Genomic DNA, 17,911 nt, shown 5'->3' with positions numbered 1-17,911 from the left:
AGAATTTCCAGCAAAGGGAGTTCTACGCAATGAAGAAGTCGAGGTTAACAGATAGCCAGATCATGGATGCGCTGAGGCGGGCGGAGTCCGGGCTGGCGGTACCGGAGATTTGCCGGGAGCTCGGTATCAGCACGGCGACCTTCTACAACTGGCGCGGCAAGTACGGCGGCATGGACGTATCGCTGATGGCGCGGATGAAGGAGCTGGAGACCGAGAACGCACGGCTGCAAGATGTACGTTAAAGAGAAGTTCAAGGCCGAGATCGTCGCGGAGGCGCTGGCAAAAAAAAGACTGAGGCCATCTTCTCGCCGCGAGATGGCCAGGGACGCAGTAGCACGCCGAGGGGGTGTCGATCCGGCTTGCATGCGAGGCATTTGGCGTAAGCCCGACGTGTTACCGCTATGAGCGAAAGCACAATGCGGAGAACGATCAGATCGCTGACTGGTTACTGAAGCTGACCGACAACCACCGTAACTGGGGATTCGGGCACTGTCAAGTTGAGGAGCACAGGCTACGTGCCGGCCTCAAGAATAGTTATCCTTATCAGATAGCCCGGTTGGCTGCCAGTGAGGCGGTCCAGTCATGCCATGTAGCGAGCCGTTCTTGCAACATGGCGCGATGACATGCCGCGCTCATCCGATGTCTGGGCAACGCGAAGTGCTGCCGGCTCGGGCCGAAGCATGAGAGAAACGCCTGCGTGCGACGGGCATCGCGAAAGCCGCACATCTGGCGTTCGCGCCTGCGGGTTTGCTGGTGACTATTCTCGGCGCGGTTGTTCACGCGGCTCGATGGTTGACTTGCAAGCCCCGTGATTTTACAGCGGACGCGGTCAATCTACCGGATGTACCCGCTGCAGTTTACGCGCCGGTGCGGCTCCCCAGATGTCCGGCGATGGCGTGCACGGCTAGGCGGGATGCGCCGCTCTGCGGGGCGGACACGGGTGGTTTCGTCCGATTGATTTTCGAAACGGCGCGTATAGCAGTGGACGTGTGAGCGAGGCGCGGGCTCACCGTCCGCGCTCGCCGGTTTGCGCACCGACGTGCGACGTTGCGTGCGCGGCATGCGGACGGGTGCCAGCGCGCTGCCGCCCCCGATGACCCGCTCAGCGCTCGCGTTGGCAGGTCGTCCTGTGGCCCATGACGGCGTCCATGTCAAAAAAGTAGCAGCTCACTGTTTCCTGGTTCGGTTTCGAGAAGCGTAAACAGAAAAAGGCAGATGCCGCTCCTGCGGGTCTACCCTTCGAGAAGAACTTTAACCGACTTTCTGCGCCTCGCGCAATTGTCCGAATCAGGGCATCCCCGGCGGCCGGAAACAACAGCGCCCGCAACCGACGGGCGTCGGTGCGGGCGCTGTACTGCGACCGGATTGCTGCCGGCTCAGGTCTGCGCTGCCAGAGCGCCGAAGTGCTCGGACCATGAGGGGTCCGGGAATGCCCCGACCGCCCACACCAGCCCGCAGACTGAGCTCGATTTTCCATGCGACATGTCGATGCGTAGCACGTCCCTCGATTTGCGAAGGGTGCAGAGGGCGGTTGCATGAACTAAAGCGACACGATCTTCGCGGCGGTCACGCGGCGAGCGATATCGGCCGCTTGAATCTCGCAAAGTGTTGCCGCTTCGAAACTTCTTGCTTGTTCGTTCACGTTACTTTTTTTGCTTGGTTCGCGCGCCTTCAGGGGCTCGCGAGATAGCAACGACGCCCTGCAAAATTATATCAACGCGGCCGCCCGTGGCGGCCGCCAGACATCGCGCAGCAGAGTCTGCAACGGCATGAATAAGGGCGGATGTTGGAGTCTTTGCTCGCTCCAGCGCGCGGGCCCTATCAATCAGGTCTCGGGTTGACATTCGGCCTCGCTTCGAAGCTTGTGATTCGCTCCTGAAAATATTCCAGCATAGGAACCGCCTCATACTTCGATGTGTTCAGGGCCGCCACTGCGCGATCATTGAATGTCTCGCAGATAACTCGCCCCGTCTCTTTCTGTCCGATTATCCGGCTTGCCGTACGCGCCAGACTCTGCTTGAAAATCAGTGAGCCGGGCGACTGCGTTGCTTTGCGTAAGCAAGGGCGTTCTTTGCGGTCGTGCGGGCGGCATCCAGTTCGTATTCGCAACACGCGATGCACGCAGCCAGCAGATATTTTGATTCGATGCTGGGTCGATGAACGTCGATCAGTTCCACCGCATCCATCAGCGCCTTGGCTGCCGCGTCACCGTCTTTGTTCACGCTACTTCCGGACGATCCTGCGCCTCACTGCTCCCATCGCCGTAGCAGTGGATGCCGGCATTAGAATCGAAGTAGCCAACATCGGCGCGCACTTCGGTGCTGCAGGTGAAGTTGCGGAATGCGTACACGCCGCGATCCAGACCGGTCACGATAGCCGTCAAGTTGCCAGTCGCGACAACGCGTGCCTTTGCCTGGCTCACATTCATTGAGTATCTCCTTAGGAGGACTGCTAAACCCGCCGATCATTAGCCGTTTCGGTCGTTAAGCATTTCCATTGATCAGCGAATCGGATGCTTACCGAATCCTTGTGGCGTCTTGCGATAGCGTTCATGCTTTTGAAGCTCTGCCAGCACAGCCAAAATTTCTGCGGCCGCAGCATGAAGCGCGGAATCTTTGATGCTGTTTTTGAAGTTTGGATAGGCCAGACTCATGACCTGTTCCGAAAGCGCCACCGCGATGGCCGAGCGTTGAATGTTTGCGCGCAGAGGAAATGGCGGCCGGGCGTCTTGCGCACGCCGGCGGCAGGAAATTCAGCTTCGATGTCGCCGCGACGGCAAGCGCGCACGAGAACCGCGCGGAGAACTCAGGACGCGTCAACAACGCTGAACGCCGAGTCCAGAGAATGATTCACATAATATTTCGATGCCCTGCTGGCGGCGACGACGAGTCTATGCGGACCTCGCACGAAGCCATCTATCAAGCGCTCTACATTCAGGGCTGCGGTGCATTGCGACGCGAACTCTCTGCGTGTCTGCGTACCGGCCGGGTACTGCGCGTGCCACGTGCCAGAACGCAGCAACGAGGTAAAAGATTTATCACCTCGGAGGTGCTGATCAGTGAGCGTCCGGCCGAAGTTCCCGATCGCGCTTTTCCAGGCCATTGGGAAAAGATCTGATCATCGGCTTGAACAGCTCTGCGATTGGCACTTTGGTTGAACGTACCACCCGATTCACGATGCTGCTTCATCTACCACCCATGCCAGGTCATAATTCTGGAGTTCGGGTGAAGAAACGGGCCGGCGTTAGCTGGCCACGGCCCCCGGACAACTAAACGGTTTAGAGGTCGATTGGACCTCGCAAAAAGTCGCTGGCATAACACAGCATCGCCACGCCGTCACAAACACGGCGCCGATTTCCCTAAGGTGCCGGTGAGTCTGCATATGACGGCCCGAACTGCTCCAGAAGGTACTTCCGGAAATCCGCGGGTACTTCCGGGTGGCTCAACACGAACTCAACCGTCGCCTTCAGATACCCGAGCTTGCTGCCGCAATAGAAGCGCGTGCCGCGATACTTGTACGCCAGAACCTGTTCGTCACCGAGCAGCGACTGGATCGCATCTGTCAGCTGCAGTTCGCCGCTTTCGCTCGGCTTGAGGGTGCGGAGATGGTCGAAGATGCGTGGCTTGAGCACATATCGGCCAACCACGCCGAGATTTGACGGAGCGACTTCGGCAGACGGCTTTTCGACGATGTTGGACATCTTAACGATTGAGTCTGCCCAGAGCTTGTCGTCAATAACTCAGTACGACTTCGAGTCCTGAGGCGAGATTTTTTCAACGCCGATAAGGGAGCTGTGATAGTGGTCAAGGACGTCGATCATCTGCTTCATGACCGGCGGGGTGCCGTGCAGCAGGTCGTCCGCGAGAATCACCGCGAACGGGTTGTCTCCGACAAGTTTTTCCGCGCACAACATTGCATGGCCTGAGCCCGGCGCTTCAGGCTGGCGGACGTAGAAGCAGTCCTCATGGCTCGGCCTAATGCTGCGCACGAGCTCGACCAGTTTCGTCTTGCCTCGTGCCTCGAGTTCAGCTTCGATCTCATACGCCTTGTCGAAATGGTCTTCAATCTCGCGCTTGCTTCGGCCCGTCACGAAAATCATCTCGGTAATGCCCACCGCAATCGCTTCTTCCACCGCATACTGGATTAGCGGCTTGTCGACGATGGGTAGCATCTCCTTCGGGCTGGCTTTGTGGCAGGAAGGAAGCGGGTCCCAAGACCTGCAACTGCGAAGACAGCCTTAGTGACTTTCAGCATGTTTGATTAGTATTGTTCGTGAACGGCTCCGCAAGCGGTCGAACATGTCACTCCGCGTGGGGAGAGCTAAGGACCGTCAATACAAAAAAAGCGGTCCTTCTTGGGAGCACGAAGGGCCGAAGCAAGCCGGCCACGGACGGGGGTTGTGGCAGCAAGGGCCGTGAAGGAAGTCTGGACCGAGGGAACCCGACCTTCGACACCGGACGCCACCCTACTGGGTTCATTCGCGCATTGTCTACCTTCCGTCTAACAGGTCTCTCAGATCCACTCAACACTCGTCGCTCGAAGCGCGCGAGTTAATAAACTTCAATAGCGGGGAAGGCCACGCCGTTTGCAGATGCCGCTGTCACCAGAGGTTCCGATTTCATGCCCCACGCGATATTGATCTCGGGATCGTTCCAACACACAGTGCGCTCAAAGGTTGCGTTTCGGTTCGACGTCGCTTTGACAAGTATCTCTGCAACGTCGGAGCGCACATGGAATCCATAGGCGAACCCGGGTGGAATCCACATCTGCCAGTTGTTTGCCGAGGAGACACGCTCCCCAACCCAGCGCCCGAAGGTGACTGACCACCGTCGAACATCGACCGCAACGGCGAATACATCCCCGCTCACCACTCGCAGCAACAGACCTCGAGGCTGCTGTAATTGATAGTGGAGGCCGGTCAATACGTTATGGGAAAAGACCATATGCTGGTCCTGAACGAAGTTGTACCCCCGGGCTACATTCTCTTCAAACCACTCCTGGTCGAAGCTCTCAAAAAACAGTCCGCGCGCATCATTAACGATGTGCGGTTCGACGATTTTCACATCGCGGATCTTGGTATGGCGTATACGACAAGGCATGGATTCGGCGGAAAAAGGGGTGAACATGCTCGTTCAAACGCTTGAATAATTTGGCGTCTAAAGTCATGCTGGTCATCGTCTCAGCAGACCTGCTTTTAAGCCCAGCTCTACCGTGGAACCCATTGAAGTTCTACCTCAAAGTTTAACCGTTACCTCGTGTCCGGTTTTCGCCGGGGCGGCCCACAACCCGAGCGGACTATCGGTATCGGCGGCTTATGCTCTAGCGCGATCCTGCGCTGGCGCCTGGCCTCCTTCTCTTGGAGTTGATCGCTTTATGCCTGCGGCCGTTTAACAATGCCATTCATAAAAAGTGAAACATAGGTGTCGGCGATTTTTTCAATATTCTGCTGATGCCTAGGCGAGATCCAGTTCACCATCCAGTTGCAGGCTCCGAGCACAGCATTGGCCACGATATCAGGCGCGAGCGGATGCATGCCCCCATTCGTTACACCTTCCGATACTGCCTGCCTGAAAATTGCGTCATATTTAACGATGATGCCGCGAACCTCTTTTTGTCGCTGCTCAGATAAGGCCTGAATGTCGCGGTAAAAGACGGTGGCCCACTCACGGTGCTCTGCAAGGAAGCGTACGTGCATACGGATCAAGCTCGTCAAGCGATCGACGGGGTCGGGGACTGACTCAGCAATGCGTTCGGCTTCCCCCACAAAGTGCCCGGAGATGTAGTTGAACACCGCCCACAGCAACTCATCCTTACTCTCGAAGTAGTAGTACACACTCGATTTTGTGTATCCAAGCGTGCTGGCGACTTCATCAAGCGCTACGGCCCGTACACCCCGTTCGGCAAACAAAGTCGCGGCACTTTTGATGATTTCCTCGCGCACGAGCAACCGCTTAAGCGATCTAACGTTGCCCTTTTTAGAGGCTGGCGGCGCGGAAGTCTCTGTGGCCGCTTCTTGTGCTGTGTTTTTAACGAGTCGAGGCATTCGGAGCTGTGCGGTCGAGCAATCGCGAGAGGACGTTTGCCCGAAGTGATGGGGAAAAACACTGGTTCTCTGTTCTGTCACCACCCAACTTTTTAGGCAGGTCAAAGCGACAGCGAGAACTGGGCAGACGTACGGTCAAAAATTCTTCCACCCAGTCTAATCATGTAACCGGCCAGCGTCAACGTTCCGACGCGGCATGCGAAGTAGGTACAAATACTCCCCCAAAAACATTTTGACTCGTTGACACAACGAGTCAAAAGCAATCAATCCGACCGTCGAGTCGAAAAAACGTTCCGGATGACGTCGTCGAATCCACAGAGCGAGAGAGTTGAATCCGAGCAGTCTACGCCGCCCGGCGTCGGTGCACAGGCTTGCAACCGCGATCTACACTTCAAACGTCGCTGACCGCTTCATTTTCTCAACGTTGGTCCAGCCAATTGAGCACGAATTCGGGCTTTCAGATGGAGGCGTCGCAAGTTTGAATCTCGCGCTCGGCCTCGTTCTGATGGACTTGGGCGTTCCGGCTGGAGAGGTGGCGCCGTTGGTTCGGACAGTCAGATCGACCTTACAAGTTGAAGCGCCGGGGTCATCAAGCTGCCGATTTGATCGCTGGCAGCGTTCCGAAGTATGCCTCATCCGGCGTCTGATCGGACAGACTTGAATGGGGCCGTTTCTGGTTGTACAAGCCGACAACACAACACCCATATTAGCGAATCAAAGGAAGTTCTCTACCGCTGGCACCCGTGGTGCGGGCACACGGTGTGTGGACGGTCGAGAGGAAGAATGCAGAGACGGTTTTGCGCTGCGCGCTGGAACCGTTCGAGACGGCGCGTTTGCTGGAAGTGCCGCAGTGGATGTTCGATCCAGTTGCCTGCTTTCGCATTACTTCGGCAACGTCTGCCGCCGTCAACTGTAAGCGTTGCGGGAACCGAAGCGCTTGCTGGCGCAGGGAACTCGTGCCGGGCAGGACGGTGTGGTACAAGCCGAGCACCATCCTTTGTCCCTTACAGGAGGTGCTGATGCCACGCCAGACAAATCTATAACCGGGCGGTCAACTCGACCTGTTCCGTCCTTTTCCGAAGGCACCGCAGTGCGCGCACCTGCCGCAAGAGGTCCGGCAGCAGACCGTGCGTTTGCTGGCGCAACACCGTCGCGGGCTGTTCGCCGTCGTCCACGAGCCGGAGGTGCGCGATGAGTGACAAAATTCGGTCGCAGCATTTGGCGCGCAAGGCCATGTTGTACGTGCGCCAGTCGTCGGCCTACCAGGTCAGCCACAATCTGGAGAGCCAGAAGCTCAGTATGCGATGCAGGATCGTCTGCATCAGTTGGGCTGGAACGAGATCGAAGTGATCGACGAGGATCTGGGGCGCTCTGCGGCCGGAACGCAAACGCGCACGGGCTTCGAACGGATGGTGGCAGAGGGCTCTGTCAGCTTGCTGCGGAAGACGGCGGTACAATGAAGTGATGAAGAAACCCAAATCGCTTTATCACGGTTACCGCTTCCCTGCCGTCGTCATCAGCTTCGCCTGCGCGACATTGAAGAGTTGTTGCTCGAGCGTGGTGTCGTGGTCACGTACGAAACGATCCGTTGCTGGTGCGACAAATTCGGCGCTGGATTCGCCCGTTGCGCCAAAGCGGCGCGGCGCAAGCCGGGCAGCACATGGGCACTGTCAAGTTGAGGAGCACAGGCTACGTGCCGGCCTCAAGAATAGTTATCCTTATCAGATAGCCCGGTTGGCTGCCAGTGAGGCGGTCCAGTCATGCCATGTAGCGAGCCGTTCTTGCAACATGGCGCGATGACATGCCGCGCTCATCCGATGTCTGGGCAACGCGAAGTGCTGCCGGCTCGGGCCGAAGCATGAGAGAAACGCCTGCGTGCGACGGGCATCGCGAAAGCCGCACATCTGGCGTTCGCGCCTGCGGGTTTGCTGGTGACTATTCTCGGCGCGGTTGTTCACGCGCGCAGCCGATTTGACGAAGACGTGCTTCACTTGGGCGAGCTCAGGAATATCTGCCTTCGCCGCCGGATAACTGCGCAACTGGTCGGTAACGATCTTGCGCGGCACCGGATTGGATCGCGGCACCCGCCGAAAGAAGCGCTTGGCCGCGGCCTTGTCGCGCCGCTTTTGCACCAGCACGTCGAGTTCGACACCATGCTCGTCTACCGCTCGCCACAACAGGTACGGCTCGCCGCGCAGCGTCACGAACATCTCGTCCCGATGTCATGTGCTGGCATTGTCAACTTGTCGAGGCTGGGTCATAAGAACGGCAGGAAGAGCAATCTCAGAAAGCGTAGGATCGACGAGCTGCTTCGCGATCGCAAGCGGCGCGCCGGGCGTGTCGCTTGCCCTGGCCGGATGACGCTATCAGTACGACTTGTAGGGCAGGAATTTGCCGCTGAGCACCACCTGGACCCGGTCGCCATTCGCATTCGGCTCGCGCTGGATATCCATCGAAAAGTCGATTGCGCTCATGATGCCGTCGCCGAACTCCTCGTGGATCAACTCCTTGATCGTGGTGCCGTACACATTGACGATCTCGTACCAGCGATAGATCAGCGGGTCGGTCGGCACCGCGGTCGGCAGCGAACCTTTGTACGGGACAATTTGCAGCCACGCGGTTTCTTCGTCGGTGAGGTCGAACAGTTCGCGGGCGACTCCCGCCTGTTTCGCATCGAGCGTCATCTGACCGAGCAGCGCGGCGGTCGTCCACTCCTTGCTCTGGCCGATCTTCGCGGCGATCTCGGCCCACGTCAGTTTGCCGGCAACCTTCGCGGCGACGATTTTCTTCGTGACTTCATTTCGTTCCATGATTGAGTTCCTTTTGAAGAGCCCGGCGATACCGGTTAAGAGAGTTGCAGTGATAGTAATAGTAATCTTGGTTGAGATAACATCCACCCGGAGCCGGGATCGCTTTTCTTCGACGCTGGTGTCCAGCACGCCATTCGGCAACGCGAAGCCCGCGCTCGCATCCGATTCAGCAACTGCAGATAACGCTCGGCGGTTCTCGGCCCATATCATTTCGTCCCGAACCGGTTTGTGCGAACATCCAGCCGGCATCGGGCTTTTTGCCCGTGTCATTGCCAGAGCGCAGTACCTTCGGTCTATCAACTGCCCCTTACCAGGACCTCCTTCTCCCCTCCCGCTCCCCTTTCCCTCTCGCTTATCCACCTCACGCTCGCGCCCGAAGCGACTTAACGAACAATGTCCGACTTTTCTTAACCTTGGATACCTGAACAACGGATCAAGGAATGCCGGCACCTATCATCGATGACGAACTGTGGGCACTGATCGAACCGCTACTTCCACCGCCCAAACCGCGACGCAAGCAGTTCTTTGGACGGCTGCCGGTCTCGGACCGTGCAGCACTCAATGGCATCCTGCTCGTGCTGAAGACAGGGATGCGATGGAACCATCTGCCGACCCGGCTGTGCCTTCAGCTACCCAGGCTCGGGTGTGCGGTTGCTCGCCACGCTGGCCCGTGGCCTGCAGAAGATATCCGCGCTACAGCGCGCGGGCTCACTCACACGGGCAGGCCGTCCCGCGGACTGGTGACCTCGCGCAGCAGGTCGGTGGCCAACTGGACGTAGAGCGCGGTGTTCTCAAGCTTGGTGCGCCCGATCAGCGCCTGGATCACACGGATATCCACCTTCTGTTCACGCCGCATTGCCGGTCGCCTGCGCGTAACCGTCGGCCATACCCACCACCACAGCTTCCCTGAGGCCGAGGACGTATTGAAAATCCGACGGGAAATCCCGGAGCATCGGCAACTCGGTCGAACCGGGATTGCCAAAAAGCTTCTGTATGCCGAGGCGGCGCATCGGGTCAATGACCGCATCGCGCACAGTAATCCGGTCTTCGGCGGTCGATGTCTGGGTGTTCATAAACTGCATCTCGTCGTAATTGCCAGTAGAAGATCCCGGTTTGCGAATCGTCTTGCGATCCATGTTCAGTCGAGCGGCGATGGCAGAAATACTCAGCCCCTGCCGGTGCAGTTCCAGAATCGTCATCACTTCTCCCAGCTCGACCACCGACACCCCCAGGACGGATCTCAAGGGCGATATGGCGGGTGACCAGTCGGTGCGGCGCCGGCATCCTTGCCGCGCACCGCACTAATGAAATCCGGGGGGTTTACTTCGACGAAAGCGGTCCGACGCTGACAACCGCTTCCGAAGTACAACGGCCGTTCCTACTTTGTTTCGTGAGGCAGGCGTTCGGCCTTAAGGTCACTCCTGAACAACGCCAATGTGTAGACGTGGACAATGTCCGATTCACTGTACTTCAGTGACGAAGTTATCGCGGCTGCGACGAACTTTCTTCAAGTTCACAAGCCAATCACCTTCGGCCTCCCGATAACCGAGAGCCAGCATGACAACGCTGCGCAAGTTTTTCGATTTCAAATCGAGGATTTCATCGACCGCTGACGGGTCGAATCCTTCCATCGGCGTAGCGTCGACCGCTTCAAAAGCCGCAGCAATCAAGGCAGCGCCCAGCCCGATGTAAGCCTGCCGCGCTGCGGCCTGATAGTTCGCCTCCGTTCCTCGATCGGCGACAATTCCAAGCAACATTTGGCGATAGTTTTCCCAACCCTCGTTTTTGAAGCCTCGGACCTCGTTGGTCAGGTCGAACATCATATTGACGCGATCGGCCGTGATGTCGTCCCACGCAGCAAATACCAGCAGATGCGAACAGTCGGTAATTTGCGCCTGGTCCCAAGCCACGGTTCGAATGTTTGCGCGGATATCGGCATTGCTCACGATGAACAGCTCAAACGGTTGGAGCCCGCTTGAGGTCGGTGCCAGCCGCACAGCTTCAACGATACGTTCGAGCTTTTCGGCCGGCACGCCTTTCGTCACATCGAACTTCTTGGTTGCATAGCGCCATGCCAGTCTTTCATTGACAGCCGTCATTACATTGCCTTCACATCTGAGTTTGAAAGCAGCCAGAGTACAACAGAATCAGACTTTAAGCTTGAGCGGGCATCACTTCAAAGATGCCAGTCGGCGACCGCCTCGTCGGGTTCGGCGCGACCGATCATGTAGTCCACGTCGATATCGGTTTTGTTCGATTGTCATTCGGGTTGTCTCCGCTATGGCGGGGACGTCTTTTGCGTCCTTGCTAGCAAGCGGCTTCAGCTGTTGTGCTCGCCGAGCGATGGAACGGCGTCGTCGGCGTCGGGCAAGCCCGCTTAAAACTTCACGGGAATGCGCACCGCTATAGTCGCGCCGTTAGCGAGTTCGCCGATCATGTCGGATCGTGAAACAGCTGCTGCGCATCGAGCGGCGGCGACACCGGCAGATCGAAAGACGCGAGCGTGTCGAGCCATTCGCCAAGCGTGCGCTGCAAGAACATCTGCGCGAGCAGCGAGTTGACCTCACGCTTGAACTACTGCCTGCCCTGCCCTGGCGTGACGCGAAACGATCGTCAGTCAACGCGGAATAGCCGGCTCCGAGCGCTTCCCACAGGTTCAACCGGAACTTGTTCTCCAGAATCGCCAACGCAAGATGCCGGCCGTCTCGCGTCGCGAAAAGATCGTTCTCGGGCATGACGTCGGGCGATGCCAGCGGGCGGTCCGCATACTCGTGCGAGGTGCACGCGGCCGATGCAGTCCACGCCAACACACAGTCGTGAATCGACACGTCAAAATGCTGGCCGCGACCGTTCTGACGCGCGCTCATAACTGCAAGCGCCAGCGCGATCGCGGCGTGACTCGACGCGGGGTAGTCCGCAAGCCGCACACGCGGGCACGTGACCCGGTCGTCGACCTGAACAAAAATCGACCAGAAGCCGCCGAGCGCCAGGTAATTGAGATCGTCGCCAGCCCGGGCCGCGTACGGGCTGGTCTGGCCGAATCCGGAAACCGAACACATCACGATGCGCGGATTCACTTCGGCGAGCGTCGGATAGTCGAGTCCAAGTCGTTTCGCGACGCCTGGCCGGAAACCCTCGACGACTGCGCCCGCATCGCGCCCGGCTCGAGCATGGTCGCCGTGCCGGCGGGACTTTTCAGGTCGAGCGCGACGGACCGCTTGCCGCGGTTGAGTTGGGCGAACACCTCGCGTCCGAGTTGCCGCCGGATCGCCGGTGCCCGCCGGTTCGACCTGTAGCACGTCCGCGCCTAGATGCGTCAGCATCGACGTGGCATGCGGATCGGGCAGCAACTGACTCAGGTCGTTAATCTTGATGCCGTTCAGGCAGGAACATTCAGGTTTCATCGGCATCGCTTCCTTTTAGAGGCTTCCAGCATTCGTGCGCATGTTGCCCGCTCTTTCGGGCCGGCGAGCCAGCGGAGTCGAGTGACACGGGCGATCGTATTGCGCTGGATTTAGCTCGTGCCCGTGAAAACGCCGAACATACGCAGCTTCCGGAACGTCTGCTCGACCGGATGATGACGCGTCACGCCGACATTGCCGTGAATCTGCACAGCCTTATCCGAGATCTCGAAGCAACGTTCCGACACGAACAACTTGCAGGCCGCGGCCTTCATCCGCGGATCGGCGCCCGCGTCGGCGAGCGCGGCGGTTTGCTCGATCATGCTTTCGCACGCCCGCAGTGCGGCGGCCATGTCGGCGAGCATGCGGTGGATCGCCTGAAAGCGCGCGATCGGGCCGCCGACTTGCCGGCGCGTACGCGCATAGTCGAGCGATGCCTCATAGGCGGCGGTAGCGAGCCCGAGCATCGTCGGAAAGTGCAGCAGGCGGTTCACGTTGATACGCGACATGCCGAGCTTGAAACCGTTGCCCTCGCCGCCGAACACGTTGGCGCGCGGTACGCGTACGTCGACGAAACGGATAGCCCACACAAAACGGGAAGCGTTGCGCGCGTTGGTTTCACCGTCCGCTCCAGAGAGATGAGCGGACCTAAGCGGCTCGCGCCGCTTGCAATCCTCCACCTATGTTCAGGGCTCGCGCGTATCCCAGCTGATCGATCTGCCCGGCCTCGCGCAACTTGTCGAGCAGCAGATCGTGCACCCGACCCCACACCTTTCCAACAGACGCTTCGAATGCCGCCTTCGACAGCTACGGCCGTCACCGCGACGAAGCAAAGCACATAGCCACCGCCGGTGGAGCGGCGTGCGATGAACCAAAGTAGCAGCGTTACGGAAGTAAAAGTAGCAGCAGCTGGCAACACCATGAAAAGCTGGCCGCGCTGCGAAACATCCGGCCATCCTCCCGAACTGACTCGACCACTCGCAACTAACCGCCTCGCTTCGGCGATCATCCGGCCGGTCTACGGCTAAGTGACAGCTCGCGCGCACGGAGCACCCGATCAGAGAATACGCAGGTTGCGGATCCGCCCGATGCAGGGTGAACGCTGCAAGATGAGCCCGGCGATGAATTCGGGCAGCAGCGCGCGCGGCACGTTTGCCGGAAGATCCGCGACGACCTGCGGTCGACAAGCTGTGCTCGTAGCTCACGCAATATTTCGTCAGCGTTTCCCTACGCTTTCGACAGCAATTTCAGAATACGGGGATCGTGCCGGACCTGGATTGCCATGCTGATCGTGAGGTGATCCGCATCTTCGTGTTCGGGATTCATCAGGTAGTTGTGCGCGTAAGGAACGACTGCGCTTGGCACCTTAAGCAGCACGCTGCCGCCGGCACCCAGCCATTCAGTCCCGGCATCCTGGGACCACGCCATATCGTCCCGCCAGTTGGCGGGGATGCCGTCGTCGGTCATCTCCGCAATCGTTACGTCGTCTGTCACTTCAACCCTGAGCAGCTGGTACGTATCGGGTAGATCAGCGGGGCTGCCGATTTCCAGATGTACCAGAATCTCGAGAAGGGCGGCCGCGGGGTGTTCGGCCAGATACACTACCGGCTGGCCGGCGAAATGCCATCGGCCCGCTGCCCGCAGGCCACCAATGCCTTTCAGATCAGCGTAGTTACTGATTCTCCACAGGACCATCAGGCAAAGTACCCTTCGTCAAGCTGGACGAGCGCCTCCTCGACCAACCGGGCGCCGTGCTCGGTGCTCGCCATATCGAGCGCGGTCCTCCCACCGAACCGCTTCTGGGAATTTCGCAGCCACAGCATTGCCTTCCCGGCATTGCCAAAGGCTGAGGTAGCCTGGGCGACGATCTTGGCGAGACGAATCGCTTTGTCTGACTCCTCCGTCGAGAGTCGCTCGTGCTGTTGCCGACGGTGTGTCAGCGTCCGCCGGGGGATGATGAAAGACAGTTCGTCGGCCTTCAGTCCGTGCTCTGCAAGACGGTCGATCACGGCGACGCCGACCCGTTCGGTCGCGAGCTCTGCAAGGTCGGAACCGCTGCGCACGGGCGCATCAAGCAGCCGCTGCAACAGGGCGAACTCTTCCCGGCGCGGGTTGCCCGCTCCGCTTGGCTTGAAAGAGACAGTGATCATCGCGGCTCCATTCGGCAATTTGCCCATTCATTATAGGCATTTTGCCGTCCGACTGCCACGCCGCTTTTTGCTTCCCGTTGACGGCGGCCGCCAGTGCCATATCCAGCAATCTCTCCCAACCCTCCCAACCGCAATACGAGGTTTATCCGGCCTCCTGAAACAGCCCATTTTCCAGTTCCGAAAGACTGGTCCATTTGACCGAGGTGCGAAACACCCGGCCATCCTCGCTGACTGATTCGATCACCACCCGCTGACCACTGACTTCGGCAATCACGCGTACGATCCGGGTTCCGTATCGCATCAGCGCTCCGATCGGTGGACACGCTGGGCGACGCCGCCGCCGGGGCACCTTTTTCACTCGGTAGACTCCTTTACTCCGCGATCCTTGCGAACGGTCAGCACAGGCTTCCTCGCCGCGCCGGTGCGCCGCGCTGAGCGCCCTGCGATCCCCACGCCAGAAGCCGGCACAGTGGAAAAGTTTTGTCGAAGAGTCTCAAGCTCGTCCATATACGCAGCGTTGGTTGCCTCGAGCGCGTCGAGCCGACCCCGCATCAGCCCGGCCTGATGCCTGGCGTCGCCCAGCTGGCCTCGCAAGGTTTCCGATTCAGCGCGATGACGCTCGTCATGCTGCTCGGCCCGCCGCCCCGCAGCCTCCAGATCTTTGTGCAGTCGCGTGGCCAGCGCGCGTTCGCGCTCAATCTCGAGTAGCGCGCGCCTTTCCGCGGCCCGCAGACGCTCCTCCGAGCGCTGCCGTCCTCACGCAGCTTGTCCAGCTCGCGCGCAAAGTCCGCGCGGACTTGTGCCAAGGCGGCGTCGCTGTCACGGTTTTCCCGCTGCAGGCGGGCGATATCGGCCTCCAGCGTGAGCCGCGCCGCGTCAGCCACCGCCAACGCCTGCCCGAGTTCACGGATTTCCGTCTGCGCGGTGAGCAGTGCAGCGTTGCGTTCGTCGAGCGCGGCCTCGGCTCGGCCCGCTGCATCCCGCGCCACGCCGATCGCTGCCTGGGCCGCCTCGCGCTCGGCGCCCAGCTCGAGGCGCAGTTCTTCGAGCGCAGCGTACGCGGCGGCTGTCGACCTGTCCCAGAGCGCCGCGATCAGGTCGCCGGCGGCGGCCTGGAGGTCCGGCGGGAGATCCGGCCGTTCGAGCCGTAAGCGGCTCTTGTCACGCAGGGCGGTCCAGAACTCCGCGAGCACCTCGGTCGGCGTGCCCATGCTGCCGCGCTTCACGAGCTGGTAGAGGCGGTTCGCGGTCGGTGTGATGCCGAAGCGGAAGAACACCAGCGCGCAGACCTCGCCGTACAGTTCGCGGGTCTTCGGGAACGTCGCCTTGAGGCGCTTCCCGAACGGCGATCGGGCATAACCACGTCACACCTCGACCTCCGCCGCGTCTGCGACCATGAAAACCGCCGTCCCCGCCCCGCGCCCGATCGACGCGCTCGAACTGCCCGCCGGTCTCGACGGCCACCACGGCACGAACCGCGGAACCGGCCACATGCAGGTCGCCGCGGTGACCGATTCCGATGCGATCCGCGCGTGGCTCGCCCGCCTCGTCGATACGAAAACGACGTTCGACAACTACCGCAAGGAAGCCGAACGGCTGCTGCTGTGGTCCGTCCTGCAGATGGGCAAACCGCTCTCCTCGCTCACGCACGAAGACCTGCTGGTCTACCAGCACTTTCTCGCCGATCCGCAACCCGCGGCACGGTGGACCGCTGATGGCGGACGCAACAAGCAGCCTCGCGACGATCCGCGCTGGCGACCGTTCTACGGCCCCCTGTCGGCATCGAGCCAGCGGCAGGCGATGGCGATCCTCAACGTCATGTTCGCGTGGCTGGTGCAGGCCGGCTATCTCGCCGGCAATCCCCTGTCGCTCTCACGCCAGCGCGCGCGCCGGGCCAGGCCGCGCATCGTCCGCTATCTGTCGCCCGAACTGTGGCTTGAAGTCAAAACGTACATTCAGGGCATGCCCAGGGAAACCAGTCGCGAGCGCGAACATCACGCGCGCGTGCGCTGGCTTTTCACCCTGCTCTACCTGGGTGGCCTGCGGATCACGGAAGTGGGCTCGAATACGATGGGCCAGTTTTTCCGTCGGGGCGACGAAAACGGCAAGGAGCGCTGGTGGCTCGAAGTAATGGGCAAAGGTGGCAAGGAGCGGCTGGTGCCCGCCACCGCGGAAATGATGATGGAACTCGGCACATACCGGCGAGCCCGCGGACTGCCAGCGCTCCCCTCACCCGGCGAGGAAACGCCGCTGGTGCTGCCGATCGGCCAGTCACTCAGGCCACTCACGCGCGCCGCATTGCACCGGATCGTGAAGGAGGTCTTCAGCGACGCCGCAGGATCGTTGCGCGCGCGTGGCGACGACCATGCGTTGCGCGCCGACCGCCTCGAACAGGCGTCGGCGCACTGGCTACGTCACAGCGCAGGCTCACATATGGCAGACCAGCAACTGGATCTGCGACTCGTGCGCGATAACCTCGGACATGCGTCCCTGACGACAACCAGTCAGTATCTGCACGTGGACGATGATCGCCGGCACCGCGACACTGATGAAAAACACCGCATTGACTGGTGACGGGCGGCAACCGGAGGACTAATCTCCGGCCTCGAAATCCTGAGTAGTGAGCCTGACCGGTCTGCCCGGACGCAGGCGGATTTTTTCGTTCGGCGACCGCGATAATGCGACGCCGTCCGTCAGCAAATGCCTTGAGCATGCGGACCTGATCAGCGTCTCCGGGCAACCAGAATTGCGCTTCGAGCGCTTCCCGCGTGATCACACAGGCGACCTCACTGCATTGCCCGGCCAGGCGAAACGAGATTTCATGTCGGGCCGCCGCGACATCTGGCATCAGGTCAATGGTGTCCATTTTTTACACCTCGTGAGTTCAATCAGGGGCCTTTAAGCTGCCGTCGCCTGTCTTCAATTTTACAGAACAGACGGAAGACGGATGCGCCGCTGATTTCCGCCACGTAGATAAACCGTCGCGTACACTCGGCCCCGTTGCCTTTGGAGGCAAGGTTTTGGTTTGGATTTCGGTATGGATGTGATGAAGCCGGACTGTTAGTTGCATCCATATGTTTGACTCAAGTCCTCAAGGTGAGCCTTTGCGGGACGCGAGTTGCACGCGGTAATTCGAAACCCGATCAGTTGGTCAAGCCACCAGGGCCTGGATAATCGCGCGGGATGAAGGAGGCCGGATTGGTTTTCGTTTCGCGTGGGAAGATCGGTTGAAGTCGACTCTGAGCCAGCTGTTGCCGATACCTTGGAAACGGCCATTCGATTCGCGATGCAGAGCGTTGCTTGTCGGCCATACCTGACCTTCGGCGACAGGCGGAGGTGCGTCGGCCACAGGTTTGCGGCCATTCGCAAGCCGGCGTCGGCGAATGGCACTTTTCCCTGTCAATGAACGAGTCTTCCCGACCCCAAGCTGCCCGTCGATCGCACGCGAAGCAGACGTTCAACCGGTCGCGCCGGGCCGGTGCCATCTCGCCTGCGGTTGTGCGCCCC

Annotated in this window: 12 protein-coding genes and 14 pseudogenes; 6 read left to right on the top strand and 20 right to left on the bottom strand. The window is 59.9% G+C overall.

Features of this window, described 5'->3' with window-relative positions; all coding sequences use genetic code 11:
* Positions 1–29 precede the first annotated feature (29 nt).
* Positions 30–493, top strand: a pseudogene (locus BJG93_RS35090) (transposase); the annotation flags it as partial.
* A 50-nt stretch (positions 494–543) separates the two neighbouring features.
* Here BJG93_RS35090 and BJG93_RS35085 read toward each other — a convergent pair.
* The 4 genes and pseudogenes from BJG93_RS35085 to BJG93_RS35070 all read right to left on the bottom strand — a co-directional run.
* Positions 544–789 (bottom strand): annotated as a pseudogene (locus tag BJG93_RS35085) (IS6 family transposase); the annotation flags it as partial.
* A gap of 1,235 nt (positions 790–2,024) precedes the next feature.
* The gene (locus BJG93_RS35080; protein ID WP_027193699.1) at positions 2,025–2,222 is read right to left on the bottom strand and encodes a hypothetical protein; all 198 of its coding nucleotides are present in this window, start codon (positions 2,220–2,222) and stop codon (positions 2,025–2,027) included.
* Positions 2,219–2,428, bottom strand: coding sequence for a hypothetical protein (locus BJG93_RS35075; protein WP_027193700.1), 210 nt, complete (start codon positions 2,426–2,428; stop codon positions 2,219–2,221). Before BJG93_RS35075 ends, BJG93_RS35080 begins: the two co-directional genes overlap by 4 nt.
* Positions 2,429–2,500: 72 nt before the next feature.
* On the bottom strand, positions 2,501–2,653 hold the full coding sequence (locus BJG93_RS35070; protein ID WP_154671656.1) for a hypothetical protein: 153 nt from the start codon (positions 2,651–2,653) through the stop codon (positions 2,501–2,503).
* Between the two features lie 230 nt (positions 2,654–2,883).
* Here BJG93_RS35070 and BJG93_RS35065 point away from each other — a divergent pair.
* Positions 2,884–3,273, top strand: a pseudogene (locus tag BJG93_RS35065) (transposase); the annotation flags it as partial.
* A gap of 85 nt (positions 3,274–3,358) precedes the next feature.
* On the opposite strand, the pseudogene galU reads toward BJG93_RS35065, so the two are convergent.
* The 3 genes and pseudogenes from galU to BJG93_RS35050 all read right to left on the bottom strand — a co-directional run bounded on the left by galU (position 3,359) and on the right by BJG93_RS35050 (position 6,043).
* Positions 3,359–4,254, bottom strand: a pseudogene (gene galU, locus BJG93_RS35060) (UTP--glucose-1-phosphate uridylyltransferase GalU).
* 296 nt (positions 4,255–4,550) lie between these two features.
* Complete coding sequence (gene rfbC, locus BJG93_RS35055) at positions 4,551–5,126, bottom strand: dTDP-4-dehydrorhamnose 3,5-epimerase (protein ID WP_231337688.1); 576 nt, start codon at positions 5,124–5,126, stop codon at positions 4,551–4,553.
* A gap of 245 nt (positions 5,127–5,371) precedes the next feature.
* Entirely contained in the window at positions 5,372–6,043 is a 672-nt protein-coding gene (locus BJG93_RS35050) for a TetR/AcrR family transcriptional regulator (protein WP_082194440.1), read from the bottom strand.
* Between the two features lie 1,304 nt (positions 6,044–7,347).
* Between BJG93_RS35050 and BJG93_RS36655 the strand changes: the two genes are divergently transcribed.
* Both BJG93_RS36655 and BJG93_RS35040 read left to right on the top strand, forming a co-directional pair.
* Positions 7,348–7,503: a hypothetical protein gene (locus BJG93_RS36655; RefSeq protein WP_202904045.1), complete on the top strand. Its 156-nt coding sequence runs from the start codon at positions 7,348–7,350 to the stop codon at positions 7,501–7,503.
* A gap of 4 nt (positions 7,504–7,507) precedes the next feature.
* Positions 7,508–7,692: pseudogene (locus BJG93_RS35040) on the top strand (IS6 family transposase); the annotation flags it as partial.
* Positions 7,693–7,764: 72 nt separating this feature from the next.
* Here the strand turns inward: BJG93_RS35040 and BJG93_RS35035 are convergent.
* Positions 7,765–8,265 (bottom strand): annotated as a pseudogene (locus tag BJG93_RS35035) (IS6 family transposase); the annotation flags it as partial.
* 144 nt (positions 8,266–8,409) lie between these two features.
* Positions 8,410–8,853 (bottom strand): cyanase, encoded by a 444-nt coding sequence (cynS, locus tag BJG93_RS35030; RefSeq protein ID WP_027193704.1) that lies wholly within the window; start codon positions 8,851–8,853, stop codon positions 8,410–8,412.
* A gap of 440 nt (positions 8,854–9,293) precedes the next feature.
* On the opposite strand from cynS, the pseudogene BJG93_RS35025 reads away from it, so the two are divergent.
* Positions 9,294–9,473: pseudogene (locus BJG93_RS35025) on the top strand (transposase); the annotation flags it as partial.
* Between the two features lie 92 nt (positions 9,474–9,565).
* Here BJG93_RS35025 and BJG93_RS35020 read toward each other — a convergent pair.
* The 10 genes and pseudogenes from BJG93_RS35020 to BJG93_RS34975 all read right to left on the bottom strand — a co-directional run.
* Positions 9,566–9,700, bottom strand: a pseudogene (locus tag BJG93_RS35020) (integrase); the annotation flags it as partial.
* A 1-nt stretch (position 9,701) separates the two neighbouring features.
* Positions 9,702–9,926: pseudogene (locus BJG93_RS35015) on the bottom strand (thiamine pyrophosphate-binding protein); the annotation flags it as partial.
* 39 nt (positions 9,927–9,965) lie between these two features.
* Positions 9,966–10,085, bottom strand: a pseudogene (locus BJG93_RS35010) (helix-turn-helix domain-containing protein); the annotation flags it as partial.
* A gap of 228 nt (positions 10,086–10,313) precedes the next feature.
* Positions 10,314–10,952, bottom strand: coding sequence for a nitroreductase family protein (locus BJG93_RS35005; protein ID WP_027193706.1), 639 nt, complete (start codon positions 10,950–10,952; stop codon positions 10,314–10,316).
* 278 nt (positions 10,953–11,230) lie between these two features.
* A pseudogene (locus BJG93_RS36650) lies at positions 11,231–12,257 on the bottom strand (CaiB/BaiF CoA transferase family protein).
* Between the two features lie 110 nt (positions 12,258–12,367).
* Positions 12,368–12,835: pseudogene (locus BJG93_RS34995) on the bottom strand (acyl-CoA dehydrogenase family protein); the annotation flags it as partial.
* Positions 12,836–13,481: 646 nt separating this feature from the next.
* Positions 13,482–13,952 (bottom strand): RES family NAD+ phosphorylase, encoded by a 471-nt coding sequence (locus BJG93_RS34990; RefSeq protein ID WP_154677419.1) that lies wholly within the window; start codon positions 13,950–13,952, stop codon positions 13,482–13,484.
* On the bottom strand, positions 13,949–14,404 hold the full coding sequence (gene parS / locus BJG93_RS34985) for a type II RES/Xre toxin-antitoxin system antitoxin (RefSeq protein WP_027193709.1): 456 nt from the start codon (positions 14,402–14,404) through the stop codon (positions 13,949–13,951). The genes BJG93_RS34990 and parS overlap by 4 nt, the downstream gene beginning before the upstream one ends.
* A 142-nt stretch (positions 14,405–14,546) precedes the next feature.
* On the bottom strand, positions 14,547–14,705 hold the full coding sequence (locus BJG93_RS34980) for a hypothetical protein (protein WP_167544182.1): 159 nt from the start codon (positions 14,703–14,705) through the stop codon (positions 14,547–14,549).
* A gap of 53 nt (positions 14,706–14,758) precedes the next feature.
* A pseudogene (locus tag BJG93_RS34975) lies at positions 14,759–15,741 on the bottom strand (DNA-binding protein); the annotation flags it as partial.
* Between the two features lie 58 nt (positions 15,742–15,799).
* Here BJG93_RS34975 and BJG93_RS34970 point away from each other — a divergent pair.
* Entirely contained in the window at positions 15,800–16,978 is a 1,179-nt protein-coding gene (locus tag BJG93_RS34970) for a tyrosine-type recombinase/integrase (protein ID WP_027193710.1), read from the top strand.
* 142 nt (positions 16,979–17,120) lie between these two features.
* On the opposite strand, the pseudogene BJG93_RS34965 reads toward BJG93_RS34970, so the two are convergent.
* A pseudogene (locus BJG93_RS34965) lies at positions 17,121–17,252 on the bottom strand (DUF1488 domain-containing protein); the annotation flags it as partial.
* Between the last annotated feature and the right edge of the window lie 659 nt (positions 17,253–17,911).

The organism is Paraburkholderia sprentiae WSM5005 (assembly GCF_001865575.2).
Classification (GTDB): domain Bacteria; phylum Pseudomonadota; class Gammaproteobacteria; order Burkholderiales; family Burkholderiaceae; genus Paraburkholderia; species Paraburkholderia sprentiae.
The sequence above is the reverse complement of the archived record's forward strand: the minus strand, read 5'-3'. Positions and strand labels throughout refer to the sequence as shown.